Source organism: Mycobacterium sp. MOTT36Y, assembly GCF_000262165.1.
Lineage (GTDB): Bacteria > Actinomycetota > Actinomycetes > Mycobacteriales > Mycobacteriaceae > Mycobacterium > Mycobacterium intracellulare.
This window is the reverse complement of record NC_017904.1, coordinates 1,896,290-1,908,837: the sequence shown is the minus strand read 5'-3', so window position 1 is coordinate 1,908,837 and position 12,548 is coordinate 1,896,290. Positions and strand designations below refer to the sequence as shown.

At 63.3% G+C, this 12,548-nt stretch carries 12 protein-coding genes; 8 read left to right on the top strand and 4 right to left on the bottom strand.

Translation table 11 applies throughout. From position 1 onward, the window contains the following. Positions 1–23: 23 nt before the first annotated feature. Positions 24–914 carry a helix-turn-helix domain-containing protein gene (locus W7S_RS08910; RefSeq protein ID WP_081490083.1) on the bottom strand — a complete coding sequence of 297 codons (891 nt, stop codon included), beginning with the start codon at positions 912–914 and terminating at the stop codon, positions 24–26. Positions 915–1,018: 104 nt separating this feature from the next. Here W7S_RS08910 and W7S_RS08905 point away from each other — a divergent pair, with 104 nt between their 5' ends. From W7S_RS08905 to W7S_RS08875, 7 genes are read left to right on the top strand one after another with little or no spacing between them, the layout of a single operon-like run. Continuing rightward, positions 1,019–2,257, top strand: coding sequence for an alkyl sulfatase dimerization domain-containing protein (locus W7S_RS08905; protein ID WP_041297818.1), 1,239 nt, complete (start codon positions 1,019–1,021; stop codon positions 2,255–2,257). Then, complete coding sequence (locus tag W7S_RS08900; RefSeq protein WP_014711334.1) at positions 2,254–3,003, top strand: SDR family NAD(P)-dependent oxidoreductase; 750 nt, start codon at positions 2,254–2,256, stop codon at positions 3,001–3,003. Before W7S_RS08905 ends, W7S_RS08900 begins: the two co-directional genes overlap by 4 nt. Further along, on the top strand, positions 3,000–4,205 hold the full coding sequence (locus W7S_RS08895; RefSeq protein WP_014711333.1) for a sulfotransferase: 1,206 nt from the start codon (positions 3,000–3,002) through the stop codon (positions 4,203–4,205). Before W7S_RS08900 ends, W7S_RS08895 begins: the two co-directional genes overlap by 4 nt. Before the next feature lies 1 nt (position 4,206). Beyond that, positions 4,207–4,971: an SDR family NAD(P)-dependent oxidoreductase gene (locus W7S_RS08890; RefSeq protein WP_014711332.1), complete on the top strand. Its 765-nt coding sequence runs from the start codon at positions 4,207–4,209 to the stop codon at positions 4,969–4,971. 25 nt (positions 4,972–4,996) lie between these two features. Continuing rightward, a complete protein-coding gene (locus W7S_RS08885) occupies positions 4,997–5,809 on the top strand; it encodes a sugar phosphate isomerase/epimerase (protein WP_014711331.1) in 813 nt (270 codons plus the stop codon). 58 nt (positions 5,810–5,867) lie between these two features. After that, positions 5,868–6,353 carry a VOC family protein gene (locus W7S_RS08880; protein ID WP_014711330.1) on the top strand — a complete coding sequence of 162 codons (486 nt, stop codon included), beginning with the start codon at positions 5,868–5,870 and terminating at the stop codon, positions 6,351–6,353. After that, complete coding sequence (locus W7S_RS08875; RefSeq protein WP_041297817.1) at positions 6,350–7,360, top strand: zinc-binding dehydrogenase; 1,011 nt, start codon at positions 6,350–6,352, stop codon at positions 7,358–7,360. The genes W7S_RS08880 and W7S_RS08875 overlap by 4 nt, the downstream gene beginning before the upstream one ends. Before the next feature lie 311 nt (positions 7,361–7,671). On the opposite strand, the gene W7S_RS08870 is transcribed toward W7S_RS08875, so the two are convergent. From W7S_RS08870 to W7S_RS08860, 3 genes are all read right to left on the bottom strand, one after another. Next, complete coding sequence (locus tag W7S_RS08870) at positions 7,672–8,904, bottom strand: cytochrome P450 (RefSeq protein ID WP_008255373.1); 1,233 nt, start codon at positions 8,902–8,904, stop codon at positions 7,672–7,674. Beyond that, positions 8,901–10,133 carry a CaiB/BaiF CoA-transferase family protein gene (locus W7S_RS08865; RefSeq protein ID WP_014711328.1) on the bottom strand — a complete coding sequence of 411 codons (1,233 nt, stop codon included), beginning with the start codon at positions 10,131–10,133 and terminating at the stop codon, positions 8,901–8,903. The genes W7S_RS08870 and W7S_RS08865 overlap by 4 nt, the downstream gene beginning before the upstream one ends. 124 nt (positions 10,134–10,257) lie before the next feature. Then, positions 10,258–10,788: a nuclear transport factor 2 family protein gene (locus tag W7S_RS08860; RefSeq protein ID WP_041297816.1), complete on the bottom strand. Its 531-nt coding sequence runs from the start codon at positions 10,786–10,788 to the stop codon at positions 10,258–10,260. A gap of 114 nt (positions 10,789–10,902) precedes the next feature. Between W7S_RS08860 and W7S_RS08855 the strand changes: the two genes are divergently transcribed. Then, positions 10,903–12,516, top strand: a complete 1,614-nt coding sequence (locus W7S_RS08855; RefSeq protein WP_041297815.1) for a class I adenylate-forming enzyme family protein — start codon at positions 10,903–10,905, stop codon at positions 12,514–12,516. Positions 12,517–12,548 lie beyond the last annotated feature (32 nt).

The window sequence follows — 12,548 nt, the reverse complement described above, 5'->3', positions numbered from 1 at the left end:
TGGCGGGCAGCGGCATTGCCTAATCACGTCGCCTCATAGCGAGCAATGACCGTTTCGAGTTCGGCGGCGGTGCGACACATTCGCTGACCCAACTCCTTCAGGACAGTCGTTTCTAGCGACGCGAAGGGGATCACCGAAAGCGACATTACGACCGCGCCGTCGCCGTTCCGCACCGGAGCCATCACCATGGCCACTTCATTCAATTGGCCAGGGTGGAGCTCCCTGGTCAGGAAGTCGACCACGGTGCCGTCGGCGATGGCAGCGGCGAGGTTGGTGGTCACGATGTCGATGTCGCCATGCCCGCTCAGCGCTTGAAGCGCAGTGTGCACGGCGAGCCATTCTGGGCTCAGACGCTCGATGGCGTAGCCGCGGTCGCGCACGTCGGCCAGCACTTCGTCCATGCGAGAACGAAATTCGGGCCTCGCCGCTTTCAAGCGTGCGAGCCAAGCCCCATGCGTTTGGTCATCGGCCCACGCGACGAACTCGCGGCCGAAAGGGGCCAGGAACGGGACGTGAAAGCCAAGGCCCACCTGGGCAGCTGTTGCCGTCTGACCAGCAGTGTCGATCACCGTCATGTCAGTTCCGTTGCGCCGTACCAGCAGAACCTGCATCTGAAGTTCAATTGCTAGTTCAGCCAGGCGGGCTCGCACGAGCCGTCGTCCTGCCCCGGACGGACGAGCCAATGTCTCGACGGCTGGGCCGCAACTGAATTGACCAGACTCGGGGTCCCGGATTACCCAATCGTGAACGGCCAGTGCATTGAGCACTGCGTGTGCGGTCGCTCTGCTGATTTCCAGCGCTCGACCGACTTCGGTGACCGTGAAACGGCGGTCTGGGGCACCGCCCAACAGGCTCATGACGGCGACCACACGATCAGTGGGTGGCGAAACGGATTGACGCGGATGGGAACCCATGATTACGCTCGGTGTCACAATATCGATTGTATATCGAATATTCGATATAGCAAGCCCGGCCGATTGGACCACGCCTCACGGCCAGTGGAGAGGAAGTACGGCGCATGGCGTCAATTCATCACCGCCGACCCGGTGTCGAGGCGATTGCGGCTGCTTCGGGTCAACCAGCGACGTCGCTGGGTGATGGCATCTGGATGTCACCAGGGGTGTCGAACTCCTATGCCGTAGAGACCGACAGCGGGCGGGTCATCATCAACGCCGGAGTTTTCTACGAGGGGCCTTTGCATCGCGAGGCCTACCAGGCGGTGCCGGGACCGACCCACACGATCATCGTCACCCAGGGCCACGGCGACCACTGGGGCGGAGTTTCCGCACTTCGAGAACCAGACACCGCGGTGGTGATGCACGCCAATTACCACTATTGGCGCGACGACAACGAGCGACTCCTGCCGGTCCGAGTGCGCAACACGGCCTTTGCCTTCGAGAAATTCACCAGAGCAACACTCGAATACCTCAAGGACGTCGACATGTCGCTGCTCGACATGTCGTTTCCCGAGCCGACTACGACGTTCGATCGTCACCTGGGCCTGAACGTCGGCGGAAGGCAAGTGGATCTGCACTGGACGCCCGGAGGCGAAACCACCGATGCACTGGTTGCATGGCTACCCGAAAGCCGAGTCCTATTCACCGGCAACCTGTTTGGCCCGCTGTTCGGTCACGTCCCAAATCTGGTGACGATCCGCGGTGACCGGTACCGCGATCCGATCCAGTACATCGAGGCGCTGGATCTGGTGCTGTCCCTGCAGCCCGATCGCCTCATCACCGGACACTTTGACCCCATCGACGGCGCGGACCTTATCGCGACCGAGGTCACCGCCATGCGCGATGCCATGCAGTGGGTACACGACCGCGTCATCGATGCCATGGTGTCGGGCTCCGATTTCTACAGCCTGATGAACGAAATCCACCTGCCCGAACGTTTCGACGTCGGCGAGGGTTACGGGCGGACCACGTGGAACTCCCGCGCCATCTGGGAGCTCTACGGCGGCTGGTTCCACCACCGCTCCACCACCGAGCTGTTCCCCATCCCGCCGTGGTCGGTCGCGCCGGATGTCGTGGCGGCCGCCGGCCCTGAACGACTCGTCGCGGCTGCCCGCGCGCGTCTGGACGCCGGCCAGGCGGTCGAGGCGCTGCACTTGACCGATCTGATCCTGGCCGGCGACGACTCCAACGCGGCCGCGAAGGGTGTCGCCATTGCCGCACACGAGCATCTGCTCAGCGATGCAGACAACTTCTGGGTGAAGGCCTGGATTGAGCACTCCGTCAAAGGTTTATCGGCATGAACGCGGTCACCTTCGACTTCACCGGCGCCAAGGTACTCGTCACCGGCGGCACGAGCGGTATCGGACAGGAGATTGCCACCCAATTCGCCAAGGCAGGTGCCGCGGTTTCCATCACCGGGACCCGTGCGTCAGCCGAAGACTATGACGACGACCTCAGCGCATTCACCTACCGGCAATGCCAGCTCCGCGACGAAAAATCAGTCGACGAACTGGCCGCGTCGCTCGGCGAACTGGACATTCTGGTCAACAACGCGGGCGGCCCTTTCCCGGAGTGGAAGGACGAATGGACGCCAGAAGGGTTCGCCCTGTCCCTGACGCAGAACCTGTTGGGCGCGATGCGTTTGACTATGGCCTGTGAGGGTCTGCTCAAGAGCAGCACGGCACCCGGCGGCGCCAACGTCGTCAACACCACCTCGATGTCAGCGTTCCGTTCGGCGATCCTGTCACCGGGGTACGGATCGTCGAAAGCGGCACTCACCGCACTGACGTGGAACCTCGCGCGCCGCTGGTGCAACGATGGCATCCGCGTCAACGCCGTCGCACCCGGCCTCATCCACACGCGACTGAGTGACCCCGGCATCAACCTCCCGCAAATCGTCGATGTTGAAATCGGATTCCATACTCCGCTCGCGCGTCCCGGAAAGCCTGAAGACTGTTGGGCAGCAGTGCTTTTCCTGTGCAGTGAACCGGCCAGGTACATCACCGGGACCACCATCGCCGTCGACGGAGGGTACCTGACCGTATGAGCACCGACACGCCGTCCGCGGTGGATTACCGTGCGGTCCGCAGCCCCGATGACGTCCTCCGCCTGGCGCAGCAGCGCAGCGGTTTACGCGAAATCGATTCCGATTCCTGGCGCGAAGGATTGGCGATCCTGCTCGACGAAATTCACTCCTCGCCGCTGATCACCGACTCCGGCCGCGAATACCTGATCAGCAACTTCGCGCGGGTCCTCGCGAGCCGCCTGGAAGTGCACGATTACGCGAAGCGCCACCCCGAAGTGCGCGAGCAGGAGATCAAACGGCCCCTCGTCACCCTCGGGATGCCGCGCACAGGCACCACGGTGATCAGTTATTTACTGGGCGAAGACCCGGCACGCCGCTCGCTGCTGCACTGGGAGTGCATCCACCCGGTGCCACCCGCGACCACTGCAACTCTGAAGAGTGATCCGCGATGCTTGGCCCTCCTGGAAGAGCAGAAGGTGATGCTGAAGATGGTGCGGAAGGCCAAAGTCGCCATCCCGCACTGGGAAGACGCGGATGGTCCGACCGAGGACATGTTCATCCACGCCGCCGATTTCAAGGCCCTGTCGTGGGAATCATGGCAGCCCACTCCTCGATACTCCGAATGGCTCATCGGCGAAGCGGACATGACAAGCACTTATGAGTATCAAAAGTTGGTGCTGCAAATCCTGCAATCGAAGGCGCCTGGCACCTGGAACTTGAAAATGCCATCGCACGCGGTGCACATCGAAACCCTGCTGACCGTGTTCCCCGACGTGCGTATTATTTGGGCGCATCGTGACCCGTTCAAGGCCACGGGTTCGCTGTGCAACCTGCTGATGATGCCCCAGCAGGTGGTGATGAATGAAGCAGACATCGACCGGCACGCGCTCGGCCGCAAGGCCACCAATCAGATGCGCGCGCACGTCACCCGCCCACTTCGAGTCCGCGACCGCATCGGAGATGACCGCTTCTTCGACATGTATTACTCGGAAATGATGCGTGATCCGATTTCAGTGATGCGCAGTCTCTACGACTGGGCCGGCGATGAACTCACCGATGCCACCGTTGAGCGGATGCGTCGATGGCTTGCCGAACATCCTCAAGATCGGTTCGGTTCTGCCGCCTACTCATTGGAGCAGTACGGCTTGACTGTCGACGGGATCCGGCCCGTGTTCGACAAGTACTTAGCCGCCTTCGACATCGAACTTGAAGGGACTGCGTGACATGCCCGAAACTGGAGCGCATGTAACCGCTCGCAGACGAGTCCTGGTTACCGGCGCGGCCACGGGCATCGGCGCAGCCATCGTCGACGTCTTCCTGAATTCCGGCGCCGACGTCGTCGCCACCTTCCATGAGACGCCGGCTCCCGAGCACTCCCAAGCCACCTGGCTTCGCTGCGACGTCACCAACGTCAACAGCGTCAACGAGACGGTCGACGCAGCCGCGGCGGAGATGGGAGGCTTGGACGCCGTCATCCATGCCGCCGGCCTCTGGCTACCGGGCATCGCGGGAGCGATCACCGACGCCGACATCGACCGGCTCGTGTCGATCAATGTGCGAGGGACCATTCACGTCAATCAAGCCGCTCACCGCATCATGCAGGGCTCCCCAGGCCGGATCATAAACTTCGGCTCGGCAGAAGCGGTTATGGGCAGCCCCATCTCGGCGGTCTACGCCGCCACGAAGGGAGCGGTACACGCGTGGACGCGTTCCGCCGCCAAGGCGTGGGCCAACGACAGGATCACCGTGAATGCGGTCGCGCCGGCAATGCAGACACCCGGAGCCGACCGCCTGCGTACTTTTCTCGGTCCCGAAGGTGCGGCGTTCATGGACGACCAAATGAAGCTGGCCATCCCGCTGGGGGGAACCCTCGGTGACCCGGCGAGGGACCTTTGTCCGCTTCTGGTTTTCCTAGCCGGCGAGGGGTCTGCGTTCATCACCGGCCAACTGCTTGCCGTCGATGGCGGCCTCGTCATGCTGGGCGCTTGAGACACCACACCGATCGGAGTACACAATGGACCGGCTAGGCATCGAATTCTTGAGCATCTTCGGCATGCCGCCACTCGAATTCATCTCTCTGACAGCCGAATTGGGATGCCACTACATTTCCACTGCGCTATATGGGGTGCCGCTGGCGGAGTTGGGTTACCCGACGTATTCGCTCAAGGACGATGAACGTCTGCGGCGTGAGGTTATCGCCGCCCTGGCCGATACCGGTGTGAAAATCTCGTTGGGCGAGGGACTGCTGATCCTGCCTGAGCGCGATTCGGCCACGGTGGCAGCCGATCTCGACGTGATGGCCGAACTGGGCGCCGAGAAGATCAATGTCGTGAGCTTCGAACCCGATCTACGGCGAAGCTGTGACGAGTTCGCCGCGATCACCGAGATGGCTGCCCAGCGTGGAATGACTACGGTCACGGAGGTCGTGCCCGGCTTCACCGTCGGAAACCTCCACACTGGCATGACGGTGGTTGAGTACGTCGACCGACCCGAATTCCGCCTGCTGATCGACACCATGCACATCGCCCGGTTGGGCACGCAGCCCGCCGACCTCGCAGAAGTTCCAGAATCCTGCATCGGATACATCCAGCTGTCCGACACCACCATGGTCAGCCAATTCGACGACTACAACTTCGAGGCCATGAACGAGCGCCTTGTCCCCGGTGCCGGTGAGGTGCCTCTGAAGGAGTACCTGGCCGAGCTCCCCAGAGACGTCGTCGTCGGCCTCGAGATGCCGCAACGCGAGGCCGCCCTCGCCGGTATCGGGGCCGTTGAACGACTGCGCCCCGGCATCGAAGCGGCGCGCCAACTACTCGCATCCATCTGACGGCCGTCCCACACCGCGCACGAAGAAAGGCAATGAAAATGGAAGAAGGGCAACGGGAATGAAGGCAGAAGATCTGTACCACTGCGGACTCGTCGTCGACGACTTCGACACCGAAATGGCGTTCCTCACCGACGTCGTGGGGCATCGGTGGACCCAGGCTTTCGAGGTGGACCAGACGGTCGAAATCGACGGCCGAGTCGAGACCGTCCCCCTGCGGCTGGCGTTCTCGCTGAACGAACCACGCCTGGAACTCGTCCAGGCCGTTCCCAACACCCTGTGGAGCCCGTCGAACTCGGGCCTACACCATCTCGGATACTGGTCCGACGACATCGATGACGACATCGCGGCGCTGCGAGAACGTCACTTTGTTGTCGAGGGCCGGGGTCTCACGCCCGAAGGCGAGACACTCTGGTCCTACTGCAAAGGACCGATTGGTCCGCGGATCGAACTCGTCAACCGCGTGATGCAGCCCGTGATGGAGAGCTTCTTCGCCATGGCGGAACCCGACCCCGCACGCGTGGCCGGCGATCGGCCGATGCCATGAAGCAGGCGACAGTCATTGCCGTCGGCGAGACGGGGTTACTCGACGTTCCAAAGCCGCGAACCGGGCCGAGCGACGTCCTTTTGCGAATGCGTGCTTGCGGCGTATGCGGGTCTGACGGAATCTACATATCCATGGGCGGGGTCCCACCCATGGAGGGTCGCATGCCTCTGGGCCACGAACCCGCGGGTGAGGTCGTCGAGGTGGGCGCGGAAGTCGTAGGCATCCAGGTAGGGGACCACGTCGTGGTCAACCCGATGAGCGCGCCGAGCGGCATTATCGGAAACGGCGGCACTACAGGGGCGTTGGCGCCGTACCTACTCATCGAGAATGCGATACGCGGACGCAGTCTCGAGGTGATACCCGAGCACGTGCCGTGGGAGGTCGCAGCGCTCAACGAGCCCATGGCCGTCGCCCTTCACGGCGCCAATCGCTGCAACCCCCGAACCGGAGACAAGGTCGTCGTCTTCGGAGCCGGACCGGTGGGCCTCGGTGCAGTGCTGGCGTTCAAATCACTGGGCGTGGGCCACGTGGTCGTGGTCGACCCAATCTCGGGCCGTCTCGAAAAGGCGCTGCAAGTCGGCGCCGACGCCGTGATTGACCCATCCGAGGAGGATGTCGTCACTCGGCTCTTGGAACTGCACGGCGAGGGCGAGTCGATGTTCGGCGGTCGGGTGGGGACCGATGTCTACCTCGACGCTGCGGGCGCGAAAGCCGTCGTGGACACCGTCCTATCGGCGGCGAAGAGGGGTGCGCGACTGACGATCGTGGGCGTCCATAAGGAACCCGTGTCGGTGGAGCTGCTTAACGTGATGGGCAATGAAATCGAGATCGTCGGATCCTGTGGATACCCCGACGAGATCTTCGAAGTGACAAAGGATCTGGTGGCCAACTGGCAGAAGTACGCCGTCATCATCAGCCACACGATTCCGTTCGATGACGTCGAGGAGGCACTGCGGCTGGCGGCCACCGCCGGCGCCGCGGACAAAGTTGTCGTGACGTTCCCCTGACGTTGCGCGCGATCACCTTTGGGATTCGATCGCGGCGAACAAGGCTGTCCGTGGGCTCCGCTCAAAGCCGCTGAGTTGCGCCGATCGCACGGCGAATAACCGACTTGCGGCGATCACGACGCGCTCGCGGTTGCGTTCAGCGTCGGATCGCAGCGGCCTGCCCTGAGCCTCCGTCGACTGTGTGCTGTCAACTCGACTCCAGCCCATTCACGCTCGCGACCCCGGCTCTTGTTGCACGATTCGAGTTCATGGGCGAGCTGATGCTTGTGCAGCTCGTGCACCGTCTGGCCCGTGTCGGCGTCCGCAACACTTCATCTGGTCCTGCGCACCGGCACGTTGGCCCACCCACAGACGTTGGACATCGCTACCCGGTGTAACCCGCTGCGGTCGACTTCGTATTCGGGGAGGAGATCCAGTAGTGCCTCGAGTGCGATGCGGCTTTCCATCCTCGCCAGCGCCGCTCCCAAACAGCTGTGTATGCCGTACCCGAATGCGAGATTGAAGCCCATCTTGCGCTCGCGGTCGATGTCCAGCCGATCGGGATCGGGAAACATGCGCTCGTCGCGCGTCGCCGATCCCGTGACCAGCAGGACGGCGCTGCCTTCGGGAATTACCGTGCCGTGCAACATCACGTCGCGGGTGGCGGTGCGGACCTGGTATTGCGATGGCGCCTCATAGCGCAACAATTCCTCGATCGCCGCGGGAACCTTGGTGCGGTCCTCCTGTAACTTTCGCCACTGGTCGGGAAATTCCGCGAAGGCGACCATGGCGTTGCCGACGAGCTTGGTGACGGTCTCCGCGCCCGCTCCCCCGAGCATGGTGGCGAAGCCGGTGATGTCCACGTCGGTGAGCTTCTCCACCTGCCCGTCTCGCTCGATCTCGGTTTCGATGAGTCGGCTGATCATGTCGTCGCGGGGCTCGGCGCGGCGCTTTTGCACCAGGTTGTAGTAGTAGATCCCGGTCTTGGTCGAGGCTTCGAAACCTTCTGGGGTGGTGGCGATCTCACCGGGCCGGCGCTCGAGCAGCAGGTCGAGCCAGAGCCGAATCTGGTCGCGGTCCTGCTTCGGCACTCCCAGCATGGTGGTGATGACCTCGTTCGGAAACAGGGCCGAGAAGTCGGCCACCACGTCGAAGGAGGACGGGTCGAGCGCGTGGACGCGTTCGTAGACCTTTTCGCGCACCATGTCTTCCAGCGCGGCGATGGCGCGCGGGGTGAACACGTTACTGACCAGTCGGCGCATCTTCTGATGTTCGGGCGGGTCCATCGAGATGATCACCTTGGGCACCGGCAGCGCGTCGTCGTGCGCCTGGACCATGTCCAGCGTGGCGCCCTTGGCGGACGAAAATGTTTCGTAGTCTTTGGTAGCGGGCGCCACGTCGTCGTAACGGGTCAAGGCCCAGAAGTCCCACTTCGCGTTGTAATAGACGGGAGCCTCGTCGCGCAGGCGACGGTACGTGTCGAACGCACCGTTGAAGAAGTCGTCCGAAAACGGGTCGAAGTCAACAGGGTTATCCGACGCAATCCGCGATGGCGTTGCACTCATAGGATCGCCCCGGTTTCCTTGTAGTTCACGATGGTGTCCCAGTCCAAGCCTGCGTCCATCAAGACCTCTTCCGTGTGTTGGCCGTGTTCGGGCGCCCCCGGCGGGACGACGGCCCGTTCGTCGAACTGGACGGGATTCGTGGGCAACGAGTACGGCGAACCGTTCATCGTCGTGGTGGTCGCGACATAGCCGTTCGCACTCACCGCCGGGTCATGGCAGAGCTCGTCCGGTGTCTGCACCACCCCCCAGGCGCCGGAGAGGCCGGCCAGCTGTTGGCGCCATTCGGCGAGTGTGCGCCTTGCAAACACATCGTCCATCAGCGAGATGAGTTCCGTTCGGTGGGCGAATCGCGATGCGGGATCGGCGAATCGCTCGTCGTCGATCAATTCGGGCAGGCCGATAGCGCGCATCGCTTCGGCGTAGAACTTGTCGAGTTGCAGCATCATCAGCTGGACGTGACGGTCGTCCTTAGTGCGGTAGGTCCCCACCAAAGGGTTGGGTGCGTCGGCGTGGCTGTACTTCGGGATCGAGCTGCCGCCGTGGATCTGGCTTACCGCGACATCGGGACTGAGGTTCCAGGCCGCGAGGCCGAGCAGCGAGACATCCACGACCGATCCGTGACCGGTGATCGCCTTCTTGTACAGTGCGGCCGCGATCCCGCCTGCGATTGCCATGCCCCCGAGGAGATCTCCGAAGGCCGGCCGTGATCGCACCAACTCGTCGCCGTCTTCGGTGAGCATGGTGGCGATGCCGCCGCGCGCCCAGTAGGAGACGCCGTCGTAGCCAGGTTTGTCCGAATCGGGGCCCTTCGGGCCGTGCCCCGATCCGCGCACGTACACGATGCCCGGATTCGCGGCTTTGATGTCGTCGACGTCGATGCCCATCTTTTTGCGGCGACTCGGCAGATAACTGGTGAGAAAGACGTCGCACGTGGCGGCGAGCTTCCGGATGACCTCCTGACCGCCGGGAGTGCTCAGATCGACGCCGATCGACTTCTTCCCCCGGTTCGGTATCTCGATCATGTAATTGACCGTGCCCCCGCCCTCGTCGACGATTCCCATCGTGACGAGGCCACGCTGCGGGTCCCCGCCTTCGCGCGGCTCGACCTTGATCACCTCGGCGCCCCATTCCGCCAGCACGGCGCCGGCCGACGGTACGAAGGTCCACGCGGCAACCTCCAGTACGCGCACACCTGTGAGCACATTGTCGACGGAAATGACGGCCTCCATTGATCGCAGTGGTACGAGTGCGAGCGCACCGACAGATTAGCAACGGGGCGGAAACGCCCGATTACATTATGTGAGAATGTCAGTTTCGAACACGATTGTAAACCGTGGCGGGCGGCGCCACATGCTATGGGCGCGCCGATAGCCGCTCGGGCAGCGCGGGGTCTCCGTCGGCCCAGAAGGCCCGCCACGTCGGCATGCGCTGGGGCATGGCTGCGCGCAACCGAACGTCGGTCGGCCAGCGCATGAACTCCGGACCCGGGCGCTCCGTCACGTCGACCGAGTACCAAGGATGCTCCCGCCGCTTGACAAAGCACCACTGGCCGTTTCGGCGCTCGTAGACGTCGTCGTAACGCATCGTGATCACAAACCACCCGTCGCCGTCCTCGTGTTCGGCGCGGCAATACACAGATCCGGTCGCGTGGTCAGCGTCGACGAAGTCGAACTGGTGGCCGCAGATCAGATGGATGCTGCGGTAGAACCGCCGAAGCACCCGGTCGTACCAACGCTTCAGCGCGTCGCTGCCGCACCCCTCCGCGCCGGCGTCGACATCGTCGACGAACAGCGCCACCAGCGCGTCGAGATCCCGGGCGTCGAGGGCCATGGCGTACCTACTGGGCAGCTGAGTGATCGCGAGACTCGATTCCACCCGGTCCAAACGATCGGCACTGGGCCGACGCCCGGCTTCTGTGGCCATGGCGAAATTGTAGGCCGAAAGCAACCAATGAGAACCTCTGTTCTCGTTTTCTGCAAAGCCTACTATCCTGCGCTCATGCCCTTCCCGAATATCTTGCCCACGATTCCCGCTCTGGTGAGATCCTCCGCGGCACATTTCGGGGACAGGCCGTTTCTCATCGCCGATGGCCACCAGTTGACCTACGCCGACCTTGACCGCCGCTCGGCTGCGCTGGCGATTGCCCTGTTGTCAGCGGGTATAAGCAAGGGTGATCACGTCGGGATCTTGATGCCGAACAGCGTCGATTGGGCGTTAGCCTGGTTTGCCACCACACGCATCGGCGCGGTCGCGGTCCCCCTCAATACGTTCTATAGGGCATCCGAACTCGCCTGGACCGCACGCCATGCTGACCTGCGCGCGATCCTGGCGTGGTCGCGATTCCGCAATCACGATTTCGTCGCCCGACTGCAGGAAGCGCTGCCGGGGTTATCCGCTCAGCGCGAGCCCGGCCGCATCGCGGTACGAAAAGCGCCGTTCCTGCGGACCGTTGCGGTGTGGGGACCATCCGATCAGCCGTGGGTGACAGCGATCGACGGTGATGGCGAGATGTCGGTCGACGACGCCGACTTCCTGGTCGACGTGGAATTGTGCGTAACGCCAGCCGATGACGTGACCATCATCTATACCTCGGGCAGTACCGGCGACCCAAAGGGGCCCGTGCACAGCCAGGGCACACTCGTACGGCATACCTACAACCTCACGTTCATGTACGGCGTCACCCAGGATGACGTGATGTTCACCGCCATGCCCTTCTTCTGGGTGGGAGGACTGATCACAGGACTACTCGCGGTGATCCACCATGGCGCGACACTGGTCACCCAGCCCGCGTTCGACGCGGCCGAGGCGCTAGAACTCATGGAGCGCCACCGCGCGACAATCGCGTTGGGCTGGCCGCAGCAGGGCAAGACTTTGGCCGAGCACCCCGATTTTCCCGCACGCGATCTGAGTTCGGTGCAACGCACCAGCATGCCCGCGATGGTGCCACCCCAGCGTCGGCCAAAGGGCTCCAGCGGCCTGGGAATGACGGAGCTGTGTGGCAATCACATCGGGGTCGACCCCTATCTGCCGCAGCCGCCCGATCGGTCCGAAACCGGCGGTCTGCCAATCGAAGGGCTGCACCATGTGCTGGTCGACCCTGACACGGGTCAGCCGGCGCCCATCGGCACGCCCGGCGAAATCTGGGTTCGCGGATACTCGTTGATGCAACGCCTGCACAAACGTGAGCGTGAGGAGGTGTTCACCGCTGACGGCTACTACCGGACGGGCGATTGCGGCGTCGAGTACGACGACGGTTGGATCAGGTTCACCGGTCGGTTGGGCGATCTGATCAAGACGGGTGGCGGCACCAACGTCACACCGAGCGAAGTCGAGCAGGCGCTGGCCGACTGCGACGGCGTGCTGGAGGCATACGTGGTCGGCGCCGAGAGCGACGAGCACGGGACGGTGGTCGCGGCGGCCGTAGTCCCGCGCGGCGAATCGGTGCTTGACGGCGAGTCCTTGCGCGCGCAGCTGCGTGACCGGCTGTCGGCATACAAGGTGCCGAAGTTCATCTGGGTCACCGCGAAGCAAGATCTCCCTTTCACCGCGACCGGAAAGGTCAAGAAGTCGCAGCTCGCGCAGCAGCTCAGCGGACTGCTGGCGCGCCGCTAAGGGGTGACCGGTTGCCCATCGGCCATGTTTGT